Genomic DNA, 17,720 nt, shown 5'->3' with positions numbered 1-17,720 from the left:
GTTGAATTTCCGAACCGTTTTGTGAGAACACGAGTTTTCATGTAGGTTTGCCATCCATTCACCCCCCTCCGAGAACGAATCTGACTTTATGCGCCAGTCCACCCAAATCGGTCTTTTGTTGCTGCTGCTCTTGGCGGTCGGGCCTTTGTCCGCCCAAAACGACCTTGTGGCAGACACGCTCAGCACACGCTTTACCTTGCTCACGCAGTTGTTGCAGGCGGGCAACTACGAACAGGCGCAAATAGAAGCCGAAGGCTACCGTGATTTTTTGCGACGCAACCGCTTGGCCATATCGCCGACGGCACTCGTTTTGATTTCCAATGTTTACAAGGCCAATAGTGACGAGCGCAGCGCCACTCGTCTGCTCGCCGATGCCGAACTGGATGCCCGCAAAGACCCTAACTACGAAACAAAGGTCGCGCTGTTAGATAAGCTGGTGGCAGAATACCGCAGATGGGATTTGCCCGACCAAGCCCTGACTTGCCATAAGCTTCTTACCATCGCGCAAGACACCATCGCGGCGCGTCAGCGTCGGGCAGAACACAACAATATCAAGGTCAAACTCGACTCCATCTCGCGCGTGCGCGAGCAAGAGATGCTCGAATACAACGACTACTTCCACATCGAGCGAAGCAAGGGGATGCTCTGGGCCGGCATTGTGGCTTTGATGTTTGTCGCCTTGCTGGTGGCTTACTATCTCAACACCGACCGTTGGCGCAAGCACTTGGAGCGAAAAGAATTGGAGTGGGACATGATGCGCACCAATCTTCGCCGCGAAGCAGAGGAGCAGGCCATCGCACAGGCAGTGGAGGCCGCCCAAACCGCCGTGGCCGTCCCTCCACCCCCCGACCCATACCAACTTTATCAAGGCCCGAAGCCCGAGCAAGTGGCGCTGCTGATAGAGCCTAACCGCCAAGTGGTGCTTTATATGAAGTCGCTTTTATCCGACCGTTTTCAAATAGAAACGGCCGCGTCGCCCAATGAAGGACTACAAATGGCCAACGACCTCCTGCCCGACCTAATCGTATGCGACGCGGTACTCAATGGTCGCACGGGCATCGAAATCGCGCGGCAAATCAAACTCTCCGAACGCACCAACCACATCCCGGTGGTGCTTTTGACCGATAAATTTGGCAACGAAGGCAAGCTCGACGCCTTGCGGGCTGGCGCGGATGTGTGGTTCACCCGCCCGGTCATTGACAATGAGTTCGATGCTTCCGTGCAGCGCCTGCTCGATGCTCGCAAGGTGAAGCACGAGCAGTTCAACCGCTTCATGCAGCTTTATTTCACCGAAAACCGCATCCCCATCGAAGACCCCTTCTTGCTGCGTTCGGTGCAGATGATTGAGCACAATCTCGCCGCTCCCGATTTCATGGCCGACGACATTGCGCGTAAGTTGCAGATGACCAAGGCGCATTTTGCCAAGAAACTGAAGGTGCTGACGGGCAAAGAACCCGTGCAGTTCATCCGTGAGATGCGATTGGAAAAAGCCAAAGTATTGTTGGAAAAACGGGCGGGCAACCCTCAGGCCATTGCCGAGTTGGTGGGGTTCACAAGTCCGGGCACTTTTGCGCTCGCCTTTAAAGAGTATTTTGGAGAGAACACCTTGTTGCTCTATGTGCCGCCGCCGCAAAATCGGCTCTATTGAAGCGGAATACCTCGCTCGTGCAAGTCAAGCGTTGAACTTTTTTTTGCGTCAGATGCTCAAGCATTTTTCTGGCGGCGACCTCAAATCGCCCCCCGAGCAGCGCCCGTTTTCAGCATTTTATACCTTGATTCGATGGGATTTGTCGGATGGCCATGTTTGCTCTCCCCGATTTTGAGCAGATTGCGCTTTTGGCCATGCCCAAAAACAGGTGACACGAAGTGTATCTCAATCCCTAATTCGCATCAATCGTATTTTTGAGTCATCCAGTACATTCCTCCCGTTGGCAGCACATTGTTTTGGAAATCAAAAAACGTGGCATGTTCCTGATGCGAGCCTTGCCCCCATTGGGTCCAGCAGGGCGAGGAAACCCACGCAGGCTCCCAATAAATGACACCGATTCCGCCGCGTTTCATGACTTCTTTGGTCAAATCCACAAGCCATTTTTGCTGGTTGGCAGGGCTGGCGGGCGAATAGTTGGGATGCACCTCGCTGATGATATTGTTCGCCGCGTCGTTCGATTGAGTGGTCCAGATGTAGCCCGTTTCAAAAATCATCACGTCCTTGCCGGGGTATTTTTGACGCAACTCCGCTACGACGCTGCCAGCCTCTGTGATGGTCGTGGGTTTGTGCCAAGCCCAATAATAGGACAAGCCAATCAAGTCGAAATCCCTCACTCCGGCATTCCAAAAACCTTCCGTGAGCCATTTTGCCTCTGCTGGAGCAGCGACGTGCAGCGCCACTTTTACCTTTTTGCCGACGGTTTGTTCCACGCTGCGCACGGCGCTAATGGCGGTGTTGAACAATTGGCTGTTTCTGCTCCAATCCAACGACCATCCTGCGTTGTTGACCTGCGGCGAAAGCAGGATGCCCCGGTTGGTTTCGTTGCCGATTTGCACCATTTCGGGCAGCAGTCCCTCGGCGTTCAGTTGTAGGAGTGTCTGTGAGATGTAGTTGAAGAGCGAGTCTTTCAGCACGGGCAAGTTGTCCACCACGGGTTCCCATGCTTTTGGCACCAACTGGCGGCTGGGGTCGGCCCAAGTATCGGAAAGGTGGAAATCGAGCAACACGGCCATACCGAGGTCTTTGGCACGCCGGATGCTCTTTTTCACATCCTGAAAATCGGAGTAGCGTTTGCCCGCGTTCAGCGTGTCGTGCCAAGAGGGAGTGTGCCAAAGTCTCAGCCGGACGAGGTTGCAATTGTTGTCGGCAAAAATGCGGTAAGGGTCTTTGGCAGTGCCGTTTTCCTTGTAAACCACGCCGCAGTCCTCCATTTCGTTGACGTATGACAGGTCTGCGCCAAAGAAAAAGTTTTTGCTGGTCGTGTCCTGAGCGGGTGGGTCAATATCTGTGAGGCTTGATTGCTTTTTGCAGTTTGAAAAAAGGAAAAGCGGGGTGAGCAGCAGAAGGCAAGCGAGTCTGAATTTCATTGAGCAAAGTGTTTGTGTGCTTCTGTCTTTTACTCACTGACAGGTGATTTTTCATTGAAAGGATTGACAAGGTTTACTGGGTTGATTTTGTTTTCAAAATCGAATAAATTTTGTCCAAAAAACTCAAAAAACTGTCGGCCGGAGCGAGAAATGGCGAGATGAACGCAGCGCCTATCGCAGCCTTCCCAACACATTTTTCATCCGTTTGATGGCCTCGCGCAGCTGTGCCTCTGAGGCGGCGTAGCTCAGCCGGAAGCAGTTGGGGTCGCCGAATGCCGTGCCAGATACGAGGCCGACGTAGGCGTTGGACATCACATAATCGCAGAAGTCGTCGGCGTTGCGAATCGTGGTGTGGCCATCCGTTTTTCCAAAAAAGGCACTGATGTCTGGGAAAATATAAAAAGCGCCGTCGGGGTGGTTGGTCTTGATGCCGGGTATTTCTTCGAGCATCGAAATCACGATGTCGCGGCGCTCGCGGAATGCCTCGCGCATGGTCTCGGTAGGCGCGAGGTCGCTCATGAGCGCGACTGCGCCCGCTTTTTGGCCAAACGACGAAGCGCCGCTCGTCACCTGCCCCTGTATTTTGGAGCATGCATCGGCGAGGTATTTTGGCGCGCCCATGTAGCCAAGTCGCCAGCCCGTCATGGCGAACCCTTTGGCAAAACCATTGATGGTGACGGTGCGGTCTTTCACGTTGGGAAAAGAGCCGATGCTGACGTGTTCGTGGGTGAAGTTGATATATTCGTAAATCTCGTCGCTCACGATGAGGACGTGCTTGTGCGGCGCGATGGCATCCGCGTAGGCCTGCAGCTCGTCGCGGTCGAACACCGTGCCGGTGGGGTTGCAGGGCGAGGAGAACAGCACAAACTTGGTGCGCTCGGTGATGGCATCCGCAATCTGCTGCGGCGTGGGTTTGAAATCGCGCTCCACGCCTGCGTAAACGGGCACTGGCACGCCACCGGAAAGTTTCACGATTTCCCAGTAGGAGACCCAGTAGGGTGCCAGCACCACCACCTCGTCGCCGGGGTTGAGCAGGGCTTGGCAGAGGTTATAGACCGTTTGTTTGGCACCGTTGCTCACCACGATTTGTTCGGGGCGGTAGTCCAAGTCGTTGTCACGCTTGAATTTTTCGCTGATGGCCTTCGTCAGTTCTGGCAAACCCGCGACGGGCGTGTATTTGGTGTAGCCGTCTTTGAGGGCTTGGTAGGCTGCTTCCTTGATATGGTCTGGGGTGTCGAAATCAGGCTCGCCGAGGCTGAGGCTGATGACATCGTGGCCGAGTGCGCGGAGCTCGCGTGCCATGCGGGCCATTTTGAGGGTTTCGGATTCGGCGAGGTGGAGGACGCGGTCAGAGAGAATGCTTTGTTGCGTTGTGGCAGTCATTTATCGGACAATGTTTACATGATTGACAGGTGAAGGGCAGGCACCCAGCGAGTTAGTCGGTTTAGAAACGAGTGCGAAGGTAGAGAGAAAAGGCCTTTGTTAGTTTTGAGCCATGCGTTGCTTTTGATATATGGATTTTCCTTTCGTCCGTCGGTTCGTCGTGCTACTCGAAAATTCTTGCCGCTGTTTTCCGGTTTTGTTCCAATTTTGTAGCGCCTTTTTAGGGCACTAACAAATCGAAACATTCAATTTTCACCAAAACAAGAGAAATCCATACCATGGCACGATTGACCACTTTTTCCCGATTGCTGATTACGCTCGCCATCGTGGCAGGCATCTTCTTCGGCGTGCGCCACTTCTTTCCCGACCTCGGGCTTGGCGGCTCCGATGTTGGCTCTTCGACTACCGAGCAACCCGCCACTTCCGCGCCACCTGCCAGTTCAGGTGCCCCGACCGGCTCGAGCTCCTCTTGGGGCAAACCCGGCAACACTTTCACCCCTACTCCTTTCAGTTACACAGCGCCCATGCCGTCAGGAGGCAAGCTGAAAGGCGTGGTCGAGTTGGGTGCCACGGGTTTCAATTCCTTCATTATCAGGGTTGACGACAAGAAAAACTGGAAATTGGAAAAGGCAGAGTTTGGCGTGAGCCTCGTCAAGGAAAACCTTGCCACCGATGAGGATATCAAAAGCGGCCTAAAACGCTTCATCGCTGACATGGTGAGTTTTGGGGTGGGCGCACGCGACATCCACTTCGTCATCAGCTCGGGGGCAACCAAAGAACCCGTGACGCAAAAAATCAGCGCCGCCCTCAAAGGAATGGGCTATTTCGTCAATGAAGTTACCCCACAACAAGAAGCAAAGCTCGCCCTGCGAGCAGCTTTGCCCGCAGCTTTCCAAAGCAAGGCGTTCGTAGTGGATATTGGCTCTGGCAACACCAAAATATCGTGGCTGCCCAATGGCGCGCTCGAATCGTATGGCGCCAAGTACTATCAGGACAACCTAAGCGATGCTACCGCGTATCAAGATGTGAAAAACAAGGCGAGCCAAGTTCCTTCCAATTTGCGCGGCACTTGTTTCATCATCGGCGGGGTGCCTTATGAGCTGGCCAAGCAAGTGCGCAACGGCAAGGAGCGATATACGCTGTTGAAAGCCCCTGCCGACTATACGCCAGATGGTGCCAAGCAAAAATCGGGTCTCAACATCTATCAAGCCATCGCCGACGCGACGGGCTGCAAACAGTTCGTGTTCGACTGGGATGCCAATTTCACGATTGGCTTTTTGCTGAATCTGTGAGGCCACTTGAATGCTCCGAAAAAAAGCGCCTGCCCTCGCAAGAAGACAGGCGCTTTTTTTCACTTCATCATTAGACTTGTTGCGCTGAAAACACAAGTGAAGGAAAACATCGGCAACCGGCACCAAAGACCGTTTGCGTGTCCTTTTTGGCGCCACCAATCGCTAGAGTTGACCTACAAAGCTGGCAAGATGGGCGTGTGAAATATCGTCAGTTGCAACCTGCGGCAGAATCTTTCATCGCCTCCACTTGCGCCAAAGCCAACGCGATATTGTCGGAAACCGATTGCCATTCCCTGCTCAACAACGCATTGCGGGTGTGTTCAAGGCAGATAAGCGCCGCCTCCGTCACTCTTTCACAGCCTAAAAGTCCTTTGGAAAGCACCTCCGTGTCGCGTAGCACGCGCTCTGCGTGTTCCAATTTCTGCGCGAGAATGTGAAAGTCTTTGGAGGCCAGCCCATCCGTCAGGTCGAGCCGAACGACGGATGAGTTGGACTGCAAAATATCGGAAGGCTTGAAGGAGGTGGATGGTGTGTCTTTGTCTTGTTCGAGCAAGCAGACAGCGGCGGCGTTGGCCATACGGCGAGCTTGTAGGCGTGCTTCCGTGGCGCGCACGATGACGGAATTCAAGTCGTTCCCCTCTGTGAAGGAATTGAGCCAGTTGCAATAGTAGCGGCCCAGCTCGGCGGCACTGCGGGCTTCGTGGCAATATAGCCCGGCAAAAGCCACAGACTCAAACTCCTCGTTCATTTGCATCAGTTTAGTCAGCAGGTAGGCCCAATCATTGGTGTTGATGGCATCGTTGAGCGTTTTTTCGATTTTGCTTGCAGTGCGGCGCACCCATTCGAGGGTCTCCGGGCTGTCGCTGTTGTTGGCAAAAACGCTGTGTGGTTCGAACGCGAATATCAATATGAAAAGAAAAAGCCAGTGTTTCATGTTGCGCTATTTTTAAGGTGAGAGATGATTAAGTATTAACTCTCACGCGAAAAGATAGTTTGAAAAAAGAGGCTATTCCCCGAGTGATTTTTTTCAGAAACCAGCGGGATTACGCTGTTCGAGGCAGGGCCTTGCTGGGATGGATTTGACGCGCAATATCATCGCCACAAAAGGTGCGCTGGCGGCAGGCTTGGGCAAATTCACTTGCTCGTTTTTTTCCAGCGTCCATTCTGTCTGGAAAAATCGAAAAGCATACCCAGAACGGAAACCGACAAACAGGTTTTTCCCAAACACCTTAAAACCTTGCTCAAAGCTGACCCCCGTCTCAAACGAGAACGGAATGTAGGTGAAGCGGCGATTGAGACTGTTCAATGCATCGGTACTCGATGGGCCCGCGTCGAAGGATTCCGACGAGCGGGTGCGCAACACTTGATAGCTGACGCTCAGGCCAGCGAAAGGTAGGATTTTGCTCATGCGGTTGCGGCGGAAGATGTCGAACATCAGGCGAGATTGCAAGGCGTAGTCGCGAAATGTCACGGAATGACGATTTCCCAGATTGTTCCTGTTCGACGAGCCAAAAGCGTATTTGACACCGGATTCCATCACCAAATAGCGCCACGAGAAGGAAGTGCGCAGCATCAGGTCGAGGCACGAAACGGGTGATTCGAGGCCGGGCAATTCGGCTGCGTCCAAGGCTCGATTCATGTCCTCAAAATCCAAAAAACTGAATCGTGCGCCAGCGCCAAAATCCCAGTTGTCGTTGAGATTGAGCAACTTGCAGACCGGATGCAGCGTGTCTTGCTGCGCTGCCAGCATCTGGACGAAGAGTACAAAGAGGAGAGGAGTAAAAACGGCCTTGGCCATTGCGATTATCGGTTTGTGCCTGCTGAATAATTCTTGGATGTGCGAAAAATAGAAAGAAAAACCACGCTGCGGATTTTTTTAACAAAATCAATGTGTGCCAACCAACAGTCGTGCCATCTTTCGTTGCGAGCTCAGCGCAGCAAGGAGGCTTCCTTGCGGTGCAAGGGCAGCCGCGCCACTTTTTGACCCACTATTTTGCCGAGCCGCAATCCTTCCTCGCAATCCATCCGATAATGGACACCCAAAAACACCCGCGAGGCCGCATTTTCCTTTGCCATTTCCATAAAAGACTGATAGGTGCGCGGCTTGCCGACAAACTCCTGCCGATGTTCGTGTGTGCGGTCGGTAAGCTCGAATCGCTCGCCCAACTCGGAAGTCAGCACTTCTGCTGCTGCTGCGCCAAAGGCCGAGTGCCCGCTTGGATAAGCCGGGAATGGAGGATTTTCGTGAAGGGAAGTCCAGTCGGATTTGATGTTTCGTTGGATGTAAGCTTCGGGGCGTTCCACGTTGTAGGCATACTTGGCTTGCCAAGTCACGATGCCGACATCACAAACGGCCCATGCGACTTTGAGATAGGTCTCTGCGACAATGAGGTAGGGTGGTCTCGCTTGTTCGATGGCTTGATTGGCAATGGCAATCCAACGCCCTGCTGGCGTGACGGTGAGGCCGGGCAAGTCGTCGCTCCACAACTCGGCAATCCAGTGGCTTTCCCGGCTCAATGGTTGCGACACGGAGAAAACCTCCATCGCCTCGGTGAAAAACGGGGAGCCAGGTGTCTCGTCGAAAGAAGCGGGAGGCGTTGTTTGCACATCACCCTGCCGAATGACAAACCCCCGCACATCGCCCCAGTTGGGCAGCAAGGCTGGCATCGGATGCCGCTTGTCGGGTTGCCAACAACCCTTGCAGTTCGGCGCGACGTAGTTTTTGTCAAAATTGAACAAAAAAGCGTTGTGCCCCTCCTCGTCGGTCGCCGACCACCGCCACACGGCATCAGCGACAGCCCTGCCATACGCCGCCGAATGCTCAAGATGCTCAACTTTCGCTTGCTTGGAGCAGACTTGGTCAAAATGCGCTTCCAGCTGGTCCACCTTATCCCGCCATTTTTTGGGGGCATCCGGGAAAAAATACCGCATCATTTGAGCATAAGCGGCATTGAGACCCGTTGGCAAAAAATAACTGCCGCCTTGCGAGCGAAATGAGGGCGACTCATAACCAGCACAATATCTCGACAGGGAAATGTAATCGTTCAAGGCGGGCAGCGAGGCCTCATAGCCTGCCATCGCGATGTAAGCAAACGCGCGGGCGCTGACGGGGGGGCGATAGCCTTTGGTGTGGCGCTCCAAATGCAGCATCATGCGATTCCATTCGAGCGCCACATCGGTGGCAAGGCGATAATCTGCGGGTTCTTCCGCGCTTTCGCTTGTGCAATGCTGCATGACAACGCCACAAAAAACGACCATTATAAGCAGCAAAGCCTTTTTTGGAATTAGTTTTCTCATTGTCGTGGTTTGGTTTTGAAAATCTACTGCATAGCCGGGAAACTGAGTTTGAAAGTGGTGCCTCGCCCCTGTGCCGATGTCACATCAAGCCCGACGCGGTGTAGCCGCATGATGCTGTCCACCAATGAAAGGCCGATGCCAGAGCCTCTGACATGAATGTTCTGCGAGCTGCGATAGAAAGGCTGGAAAATAAGTTGCAAGTCTTTGGCCGGGATGCCGGGGCCTTGGTCGGCGATTTCGACATGGTGTTTGCCAGCCGGGTCGAACCAAATTTTCACCTCCACCTTCTTGTCGGGCGAAAATTTGCAACCGTTGTCCATCAGGTTTTGAAATGCCGAGCGGAGCAGCGGCTCGTTGCCCAACACGCAAAGCTGCTCCTCGTCGTCCGGGAAGCCCACGATGTCGAACGCGATATGGTAGTCCGGGTGAAGTCGCAGCAAAGTGGCACGGGTTTGAAGCATGATTTCGTCGAGCCGCACCCGCTCGAAGGCAATGTTGGCTCCTTCCGAATGGACACGGGCGAGCTGGAGCAGCTTCTCCGTCACGCTGTTGAGTTCGCGGGTGTCTTCCAGCACGGAGGCGAGCGTGTCGCGATATTCCTCTGTGCTACGTTTTTGGCGGTCGAGCGAGATTTCCAACTGCGAGATGATGACGGAGAGCGGGTTTTTCAGCTCGTGCGACACGTTGGAAATGAAGCTTTTTTGCATCCGAAAAGCGAATTGGATGCGGTCGAGTAGGCGGTTGAAGGTGAGCACGAGGCGCGATATCTCGTCGTGGTTGTTGGGCGCATCCAAGCGGGCGCTCAGGTCGGAAGGCAATATGTGGTCCACTTGATTGACGATACGTGCCACAGGTGACATTGCCTGCCCCGCATAGAACCATCCCCCGATGGCCACGATGCCTATACACAAGAAAAAACTCAGGATGAGAATGTTGCGAAGGTTTTTCAGCTCCTCGGGGTTGAACACTGCCTCCGCCACGATGAAGTATTCCCGCCCGCTTTTGCTCGTGTGTCGCAGCCCCAGCACATGGAAGTCGCCCCGCATGAAGCGGCTTTCGCTACACGTTCTCAGGTTTTGCAATGTTTTGTTTGATACCGGTGGGGCTGCACGATTGAAGGCAAAAACGCGCTTATAAGCGGCGTTGTAAATCACCACGTTCTCGCGGAAGGGCAGCACAGGTTCTTCTTCCGCCCTGTGGTCGCCCAAAGGTGCTATTTTTTCCTCGTCGTGCAAGACCATCTCGGCGGTCATGAGCGCCTTGGAGCGCAGCCCGTTGTAGAACTCATCCTCCGTCATTCGCTGGAATTTGATATAGATGATGAAGAGCGACAGCAACAAGATGCCCGCCACGAGCACGATGAATTGCAAGGTGAGTTTGGTGCGTATTTGCATATTTTATACCTTGATTCGCTAGGATTTGTCAGATGAACATGATTGATGCCCCTGATTTTGGGCAGATTGCGATTGCAGCTATGCCCAAAACTTGGCGGCGCGAGGTATATAGGTTCGCGGGTTGACTGGTTCGCGGATTGACAGGCTGCTAATGCCCAATCGCCTCTGCTTTTAGCACATAACCTATTTTGAACTGCGTGTGAATCAGCTTATGGGGGAATCCTTTGTCCACTTTTTTTCTTAAAAAATTGACATACACCTCTACCACGTTTGTGCCCGTGTCGAAATGGAGGTTCCACACGCGCTCGGAAATTTCGGTTTTTGAAATGACTCGACCGGGGTTGCGGAGAAAATACTCCATCAGGGCAAACTCGCGGGGGGTGAGTTGGATGGATTGGCCGCCACGGAAAAACGCTTTGTTGTCGAGGTGCATTTCTACATCGGCATAGCGCAGCACGGGCGAAGGTTGGTAGGTACTAATCGGGCGGCGGGCCAGAGCTCGAATACGTACGAGCAATTCCTTGAACTCAAACGGCTTGGTCAGGTAATCGTCGGCACCTGCCTCGAAGCCCGTCACCTTGTCGTCCGTTTGGTCGAGCGCAGTGAGCAGGATGACAGGGGTTTGATTGCCCTGCTCACGCAGCTGGCGCAGCAACTCAAGACCGCTCATTTCAGGCATCATCACGTCCGAAATGATGACAGCGTACTCGTTGCGCTCGGCGAGCTGGCTGCCCAGTGTGCCATTGGCTGCCGCATCCACTTCGATGCGATGCTCCTCCAGCCCTTTTTTCAGCGAGCGCACCATTTTAGGCTCGTCTTCGATTAAAAGTACTTTCATCGCAAAAAATGTGTTCAAAAATACTGCTAAAACGTGTTCGGAAATGTCAGAAATACGAAATACCCGATTTTTTTAAGCAGTTTTTAAGCAAAATTCAGACCACGATTGGAATAATGGCGGGTTCTTTGCAATGTCATTGCTTAATGACGATTTGCCCCCCCGGTAGAATTAAAATGTTTAACTAACAAAGTTTTCACTCATGCGATTTTTGAAAAACTACACCTTCATTGCTTTGGCATTTTTGGCAGCGGGCTTGTTCATCCATTCTTGCAAGGATGTCACCGTTAACGAGGCAAACCTCGTGAGCAAGTATGATTACAAGGTAGTGCACGCTTGGAACGAGCTGTTCCTCGATATCGAGCGCTATGCTGCCGGCTATCGACCCGGCCCTGCGCCGCGCGCATTGGCTTATCTCGGCCTGTCCGCCTACGAAGCCTGCATCAGCGGGATGCCCTCGTTCAACTCGCTCGCCAATTTGTACCCCGGCTTGAGCATTCCAGCCCCCGACAAAGATGTCCCATATCACTGGCCTACGGTGGTGAATGCGTCTTATGCCCACCTCATGCCGCTCTTTTTCCCCGCGGCATCCAATGACCACAAACTGAAAATGACCGCTCTGGACAATTTCAATTTCGACAAAGGGGTGGCTGAAGTGGGTCAGGACATTGCCAACCGTTCGAGAGAGTACGGAAGGGCTGTGGCTGCCGCAGTGTGGGCCTATGCCATCACCGACCCCATCGGCCACGACCACTACAAAGACCCCTTCCAAGGGTATGATTGGCAGGCCAACTTCAAAAAAGACGGCGATTGGAAGCCGACTTTCCCAGGGCCGGGCCTTCCCATGGGCGGCATCTGGGGCGGTGCCCGCACTTTCGCCATCACGCAGAACGACAAAATCTGCCGTCTTCCTTTGCCCTACTCGGACAGCGACACCTCCAAACTCTTCTCACAAGCCTTGGAAGTATATGCTCAAAACACGCCCACGCTTTCTTACGAAGATGAGTGGATTGGTGAGTTTTGGAGCGACGACTTGCTGAACCTCACATTCAGCCCCGGCCCGCGTTGGATTGCCATCGGCAACCAAATTCTGGTGCACCAAAATAGCAGCTTGGAGACCGCTGTGTACATGAGCGCAAAAGTGGGCATGGCGTTGAACGACTCTGCCGTGGGTTGCTGGTACTCCAAATACTACTACAACGTGGAGCGCCCGCAGACGTACATCAATCGGGTAATGGACCCAACTTGGAAACCCGCTCTTTACAACCCGCTCACGGGAGAAGAGGGTGTGACCCCGTCCTTCCCCGCGTACCCATCTGGCCACTCCACCATGGGCGCTGCGGGCGCCGAGGCGCTGGCCAGCATTTTTGGCTATGCCTACGGCATGACCGACCTCTGTCACCAAGACCGCACGGAGTTTGAAGGCAAGCCACGCACCTTTGGCAGCCTTTTCGAGATGGCGCAAGAAAACGCTTGGTCTCGCGTGCCGCTGGGCGTTCACTTCCGCATGGACTGCGAAGAGGGCGTGCGCTACGGCACCGTCATTGGCCGCAAAGTGAACGACCTGCCGTGGAAGAAATAAGTTGAGGATGTAGAGAGGGATGAAGGGCGATTGTTGCTGATTTGAACATCCTCGCCCACAGTGATTTGCCAAGTGGCAAAAAATAAATGATTAGAAACAACATGAGTCATCGCCGAAAATTCGGGATGGCTCATGTTTTTAAATCCACACTTTTGAGTGCCAACAACGATATTGCCGCCCCATACAACTTTTCCCGAAACCCCATCAGCACATTTCCGAATTAGCACATAAGCACATTGCACTCATGCGCATCCAACACCTCTATTTTTCATTTTTATTCATCTCGCTCATGGCACAGGGTTGCCAGCAGAAATCCGAACAAAAAACCTATGAGCGCATCGAGCGGGTTGAGAGCGGCGCCATCACTCGCCGCGTCCAGATTGTCAACGGAAAAAAGGAAGGCAAAATGACCGACTACTATCCCGACGGCAAGCTCCGAGGCGAGCGCTGGTTTGAAAACGACCTCCAGACAGGGCGCACCGTGCTGTATCACCCCAACGGTCAGGTCATGGAGGTACAATACTATGCGGAAGGCAAGAAACAAGGCGGCGACACGCTCTGGTACGACAATGGCCAGGTGCAATTCACCACTTGGTTTGAGGGCGGCAAGATGGATGGGTACCTCCGCAAATGGTCGCCCGAAGGCCAGCTTATTTTTGAGGCACTCTACCAGATGGACTCGCTTGTGGAAGTGAGAGGCAAAACGGTGGGGCAGAAAAGCAAGACTGAAAATTGATTTTAATGAGTTTTTAAGCCTCAAAGCTGCGACGTGGCAACTGAAACTCTCGTCCTTTGTAGCTGTTTTTTAAAAAATACGAACCGATGAACTTTTGTAGAATAGTGTGTCTCGCGGGTACCTTGCTCGCGAGCGATTGCCTTCTATCCCAAACATCGCCCCTCGACAGCCTCAATGAGCGCCGACTTCAAGCAGTCGAAATATCGGTGCAGCGCGACAACATCACGCGACTGCCTCAAACACAAGGGGCTTTCCTCTGGTCGGGCAAAAAAAGCGAGGTCATCAGCCTCGAAAACGTGGATGCCAACATCGCGGAAAAAACGCCGCGCCAAGTGTTCGCCAAAGTGCCCGGCGTGTTTGTCTATGACATGGACGGCACGGGCAATCAGACCAACATCAGCACGCGCGGCCTCGACCCGCACCGGGGCTGGGAATTCAATATCCGCACCGACGGCATCATCACGAATTCAGACATTTATGGATACCCGGCAAGCCATTTCAGTCTCCCCTTCGAGGCCGTAGGGCGTATCGAACTCGTCCGCGGCACGGGAGCGCTTCAATACGGTGCCCAATTCGGCGGAATGCTCAATTACTCGCTGAAGCAGCCCGACACGACCAAGGCCGTCGGTATTGAAACGGTCAATTCCATCGGCTCATTCGGCTTGCTCAGCACCTACAACGCCGTCGGCGGCAAAGTCGGCAAGGTGCAGTACTATGCCTTTTACAGCAAGCGCGTGAGCGATGGCTACCGCGACAACGCAGCATCCGACTACGACGGACAGGGGCTGGTGCTGAAATATATGCCTTCCGACAATTTCTCCATAAAAGCCGAACTGCTGCGCTCCAATTACCTCTATCGCATCCCCGGCCCGCTGACGGACGCCATGTTTGCCGAAAACCCGCGCCAAGCCACGCGCTCGCGCAACTATTTCAACCCTGAAATCTACATCCCCTCCCTAACGGCGGAATGGAACATCAGCCCGCATACCCGCCTGCAATGGACGGCCTCCGCCGTTTTGGGCGAGCGCAGCAGCGTCCGCAACGACAACCCTGCTAATGTGCCAGACACCATCAATGCCGCGACTTTGACTTACAACCCTCGCGCGGTGGATATTGACCGCTTCAACAGCCGCACCAGCGAATTGCGTCTTTTGCAAGAATATCATTTTTTTGGAAAAAAATCGCTCTTAGCCGCTGGTGCTCAATACTTTAACAACGACTTGCACCGGCGATTCACACCCAATGGGGGCTCTACGGGCAGCGATTACAATGTGTCTATTGACCCAGCCAAAGGATGGTTGCGCGATTTGCATTTCAAAACCCAAAGCGTGGCGTTTTTTGCCGAAAACAAATTTCAAATCACGTCCAAACTTTCCGTCACGCCCGGTCTGCGCTACGAAATTGGCGACTCCAAAATGACGGGTACACTCGCTTACTACGACCCTGAAGATTTGCCCACGACCATCAAACACAATTTTCCCTTGTTCGGCGTGAGTGCCGAGTACGTCCTCAGCGACAGGCAAAACCTGTACGCGGGCTGGTCACAGGCATACCGCCCTGTCATTTTCAAAGACATTATCCCGGGCAATGCCTTCGAGCGCACCGACGACAACCTCAAAAATGCCGATGGCTACAACGCCGAAATCGGCTGGCGCGGCGCGGCGGGCGGCTTCAAATGGGATGTGAGCGCCTTCCGAATGCAATACAACAATCGCCTCGGCAGCGTCTCGGTGGATGAGGGCGGCGCGTTTTATGTGTTGCGCACCAACATTGGCAACTCACTCACGCATGGGTTAGAAATCTTCGGCGAATATGCTTTCCGCGTGGCAGGGCAACTCCGCGCCAGCCTGTTCACCTCTACCGCCTTTTTTGATGCCAAATACCAAGATGCGCAGTTTCGCGTCGGCACTGAAAACCGCGACATTGACGGCAACCGCGTGGAAAGCGTGCCGGAATGGATTACCCGCAACGGCTTGAATCTCAAATACAAAGACTTGAGCGTGTCGTTCCTGTACAGTTACACGGGCGAGACTTTTGCCGACCCATTGAACACGGTGGAGCCTTCCGCGACCGGTGCGGTTGGGCTTGTGCCGTCTTATGGTTTGCTGGATTTGAATGCGTCATATCGAGTTCGCAATCTCTTGTTCCGCCTGAGCGTGAACAACCTGACCGACGAGCAATATTTCACCAAACGCCCCTCGTTTTATCCCGGCCCCGGCGTGTGGCCGTCGGACGGGCGGAGTGTGGTACTGACGGTGGGAGTGCGGATTTGAGAAAAGGAAGTAGAAAATGTGGTTGTTTCGGAAGGTTGTTATACATTTGAACAATGTATTACCTAAGCACAGCTTTATGAAACAGTTTTTCCTCTCCGCCTCCATTTCTCTACTTTCTTGTCTCATAGGGTTCTCCTGCAAAAAAGAAGAGCCCCCTCACCCCGATAGGCATCACTTTGGTGAAGAAGACTGGCCCTTTTACCTCGCTGCCGACTTTGGCTGCGCAGGTATTACCTCTGAGCAGTATTTTGTTTGCAAATTGGACGGAAAAGAGTTTTGCCGAAATGCTACTGGCACTGACACGTCTTTTGCAGCTAAAAGTTTAGTCATTATCACGGACGGCCCGACACTTGTAATCGGCGGCCCCAACAATGCTGCCGGGCATTGTTATACATTAGGCATCAAAGATAAAGACCATATACCAATCAGCGGGTCTTATCATAACCACGACCAAAAAGACGAAAGCACCTTAGGGCTTCATGTGAGCTATTTCAGCAAATACGATATTTCATGGGGGTATTATTTAGATGAAATTGTTCAACCGGCTACTGACCTTTTATTCAGTCAAAGTAAGCCAGGTTTTGGTTCTGATACTGTGGGGTTTTTGGTAAATGTTTTATTGGTCTGCGAGTCAAGACCCGGCCAGGGTGGTACTGCACTAGTGGACTTCACCAGCGCCGGCCCCCAGCCCTCCACCTCCTACCTGCGCTGCACGGAAAAAATCCGCAAAGACCAAGGCGACCACTATCTGTATTTCCTGACTTTCGAGTTTGCCTGCGACCTCTACTCCGACAACAAGGGCGAGCGGCTATGGCGCACACTGGAGGATGGCGTGATGACAATCAAAGTGCGTGTGAACAAATAAAACCTGATTCCTTATGCGAAATACGATGTAAAAACTTAGGCAGGGGCAGCGCCCCGAGAAATCGGTAGGAGATGCTGGGTATTATCTTGTGGAGGGGCAGCGCCCCGGAATACGTTTCGGGGCGCTGCCCTGTCTAAGGAGCCACATTTGTAAAAACTTAGCGTGTCAACCCCACATTTTTCTTTAAAACTATGAAGAATGTTACTTTCAGGACTTCCTGCATTTCACTGCTGATATGCCTCGCGGTTCTCTCCTGCAAAAAAGAAGAGCCCCCTCACCCCGATAAAAGGCATATCGCAGAAGTAGATTGGCCTTGCTATATTGCTTCAGACTTCGGTTGCAACGGCATTTCTGCCGAGCAATATTTTTATTGCAAACTGAATGACAGCGAATTCTGCATCAACGCATCCGGGCCTGACACGAGCTTTATCACGAAAGCCCAAGTTATTGTCACAGATGTTCCATACATTTCTGTCGGCGGCAATAACTCTGTCGCAGGTTATCTCTACAATATGGGAATGGGAGACAAAGACCTTCTTTTCTTGAGCGATAAGTTTAGTGATGATGGAATTTCGGACAGCAGACCCTTCGTGAAAATAGGTTATTTTGGCAGAGAGGATGTTTCTTGGGGGTATGTGATGGACAGCATTGTAAAAACAGGTATTCCGCTTGACTTTTTAAAATCTGACTACGATAGCAGCAGCATTTCGGGATTTTTGATTGTAATAGACTTACAATGCGATACAAGAACTAATTCTCAGGGCACCATGGCAACAGGTCTTGACTTCACCAGCGCCGGCCCCCAGCCCTCCACCTCCTACCTGCGCTGCACGGAAAAAATCCGCAAAGACCAAGGCGACCACTACCTGTATTTCCTGACTTTCGAGTTTGCCTGCGACCTCTACTCCGACAACAGGGGCGAGCGGCTCTGGCGCACACTAGAAGATGGCGTGATGACAATCAAAGTGCGTGTGAACAAATAAAACCT

Annotated in this window: 14 protein-coding genes; 7 read left to right on the top strand and 7 right to left on the bottom strand. The window is 53.0% G+C overall.

The genetic code is table 11. The features are described 5' to 3' along the window. Positions 1–88: 88 nt before the first annotated feature. A complete protein-coding gene (locus KIS77_07915) occupies positions 89–1,648 on the top strand; it encodes a response regulator transcription factor (protein MCW5922252.1) in 1,560 nt (519 codons plus the stop codon). Positions 1,649–1,890: 242 nt separating this feature from the next. Here the strand turns inward: KIS77_07915 and KIS77_07910 are convergent, their stop codons facing one another. Together KIS77_07910 and KIS77_07905 are read right to left on the bottom strand one after the other, a co-directional pair. Next, positions 1,891–3,075 carry a glycosyl hydrolase 53 family protein gene (locus tag KIS77_07910; protein ID MCW5922251.1) on the bottom strand — a complete coding sequence of 395 codons (1,185 nt, stop codon included), beginning with the start codon at positions 3,073–3,075 and terminating at the stop codon, positions 1,891–1,893. Between the two features lie 171 nt (positions 3,076–3,246). After that, entirely contained in the window at positions 3,247–4,386 is a 1,140-nt protein-coding gene (locus tag KIS77_07905; GenBank protein MCW5922250.1) for a pyridoxal phosphate-dependent aminotransferase, read from the bottom strand. A 350-nt stretch (positions 4,387–4,736) separates the two neighbouring features. Between KIS77_07905 and KIS77_07900 the strand changes: the two genes are divergently transcribed. Next, a complete protein-coding gene (locus tag KIS77_07900) occupies positions 4,737–5,750 on the top strand; it encodes a hypothetical protein (protein ID MCW5922249.1) in 1,014 nt (337 codons plus the stop codon). Positions 5,751–5,958: 208 nt separating this feature from the next. Here the strand turns inward: KIS77_07900 and KIS77_07895 are convergent, their stop codons facing one another. The 5 genes from KIS77_07895 to KIS77_07875 all read right to left on the bottom strand — a co-directional run bounded on the left by KIS77_07895 (position 5,959) and on the right by KIS77_07875 (position 11,279). Next, entirely contained in the window at positions 5,959–6,684 is a 726-nt protein-coding gene (locus KIS77_07895) for a hypothetical protein (protein ID MCW5922248.1), read from the bottom strand. A gap of 93 nt (positions 6,685–6,777) precedes the next feature. Further along, on the bottom strand, positions 6,778–7,548 hold the full coding sequence (locus KIS77_07890) for a hypothetical protein (GenBank protein ID MCW5922247.1): 771 nt from the start codon (positions 7,546–7,548) through the stop codon (positions 6,778–6,780). 131 nt (positions 7,549–7,679) lie between these two features. Further along, positions 7,680–9,047: a phosphatase PAP2 family protein gene (locus tag KIS77_07885; GenBank protein ID MCW5922246.1), complete on the bottom strand. Its 1,368-nt coding sequence runs from the start codon at positions 9,045–9,047 to the stop codon at positions 7,680–7,682. A 23-nt stretch (positions 9,048–9,070) separates the two neighbouring features. Then, a complete protein-coding gene (locus tag KIS77_07880) occupies positions 9,071–10,441 on the bottom strand; it encodes a HAMP domain-containing histidine kinase (protein MCW5922245.1) in 1,371 nt (456 codons plus the stop codon). A gap of 148 nt (positions 10,442–10,589) precedes the next feature. After that, positions 10,590–11,279 (bottom strand): response regulator transcription factor, encoded by a 690-nt coding sequence (locus tag KIS77_07875; GenBank protein MCW5922244.1) that lies wholly within the window; start codon positions 11,277–11,279, stop codon positions 10,590–10,592. Between the two features lie 199 nt (positions 11,280–11,478). On the opposite strand from KIS77_07875, the gene KIS77_07870 reads away from it, so the two are divergent. The 5 genes from KIS77_07870 (at position 11,479) to KIS77_07850 (ending at position 17,715) form a co-directional block, all read left to right on the top strand. Further along, entirely contained in the window at positions 11,479–12,858 is a 1,380-nt protein-coding gene (locus KIS77_07870) for a vanadium-dependent haloperoxidase (GenBank protein ID MCW5922243.1), read from the top strand. A 244-nt stretch (positions 12,859–13,102) separates the two neighbouring features. Then, on the top strand, positions 13,103–13,594 hold the full coding sequence (locus KIS77_07865; GenBank protein MCW5922242.1) for a hypothetical protein: 492 nt from the start codon (positions 13,103–13,105) through the stop codon (positions 13,592–13,594). 86 nt (positions 13,595–13,680) lie between these two features. After that, positions 13,681–15,867: a TonB-dependent receptor gene (locus KIS77_07860; GenBank protein ID MCW5922241.1), complete on the top strand. Its 2,187-nt coding sequence runs from the start codon at positions 13,681–13,683 to the stop codon at positions 15,865–15,867. 76 nt (positions 15,868–15,943) lie between these two features. Beyond that, positions 15,944–16,732, top strand: coding sequence for a hypothetical protein (locus KIS77_07855; GenBank protein ID MCW5922240.1), 789 nt, complete (start codon positions 15,944–15,946; stop codon positions 16,730–16,732). 191 nt (positions 16,733–16,923) lie between these two features. Continuing rightward, positions 16,924–17,715, top strand: coding sequence for a hypothetical protein (locus KIS77_07850; GenBank protein ID MCW5922239.1), 792 nt, complete (start codon positions 16,924–16,926; stop codon positions 17,713–17,715). Positions 17,716–17,720 lie beyond the last annotated feature (5 nt).

The organism is Saprospiraceae bacterium, assembly GCA_026129545.1.
GTDB lineage: Bacteria > Bacteroidota > Bacteroidia > Chitinophagales > Saprospiraceae > M3007.
This window is presented reverse-complemented; position numbering and strand designations above follow the sequence as displayed.

Bases quoted from the DNA above. Each gene is read 5' to 3' on its own strand.
- KIS77_07880 (MCW5922245.1), bottom strand. From the start codon at position 10,441: ATGCAAATACGCACCAAACTCACCTTGCAATTCATCGTGCTCGTGGCG.
- KIS77_07885 (MCW5922246.1), bottom strand. From the start codon at position 9,047: ATGAGAAAACTAATTCCAAAAAAGGCTTTGCTGCTTATAATGGTCGTT.
- KIS77_07865 (MCW5922242.1), top strand. From the start codon at position 13,103: ATGCGCATCCAACACCTCTATTTTTCATTTTTATTCATCTCGCTCATG.
- KIS77_07910 (MCW5922251.1), bottom strand. From the start codon at position 3,075: ATGAAATTCAGACTCGCTTGCCTTCTGCTGCTCACCCCGCTTTTCCTT.
- KIS77_07850 (MCW5922239.1), top strand. From the start codon at position 16,924: ATGAAGAATGTTACTTTCAGGACTTCCTGCATTTCACTGCTGATATGC.
- KIS77_07855 (MCW5922240.1), top strand. From the start codon at position 15,944: ATGAAACAGTTTTTCCTCTCCGCCTCCATTTCTCTACTTTCTTGTCTC.
- KIS77_07900 (MCW5922249.1), top strand. From the start codon at position 4,737: ATGGCACGATTGACCACTTTTTCCCGATTGCTGATTACGCTCGCCATC.
- KIS77_07905 (MCW5922250.1), bottom strand. From the start codon at position 4,386: ATGGCCCGCATGGCACGCGAGCTCCGCGCACTCGGCCACGATGTCATC.
- KIS77_07875 (MCW5922244.1), bottom strand. From the start codon at position 11,279: ATGAAAGTACTTTTAATCGAAGACGAGCCTAAAATGGTGCGCTCGCTG.
- KIS77_07860 (MCW5922241.1), top strand. From the start codon at position 13,681: ATGAACTTTTGTAGAATAGTGTGTCTCGCGGGTACCTTGCTCGCGAGC.
- KIS77_07895 (MCW5922248.1), bottom strand. From the start codon at position 6,684: ATGAAACACTGGCTTTTTCTTTTCATATTGATATTCGCGTTCGAACCA.
- KIS77_07915 (MCW5922252.1), top strand. From the start codon at position 89: ATGCGCCAGTCCACCCAAATCGGTCTTTTGTTGCTGCTGCTCTTGGCG.
- KIS77_07890 (MCW5922247.1), bottom strand. From the start codon at position 7,548: ATGGCCAAGGCCGTTTTTACTCCTCTCCTCTTTGTACTCTTCGTCCAG.
- KIS77_07870 (MCW5922243.1), top strand. From the start codon at position 11,479: ATGCGATTTTTGAAAAACTACACCTTCATTGCTTTGGCATTTTTGGCA.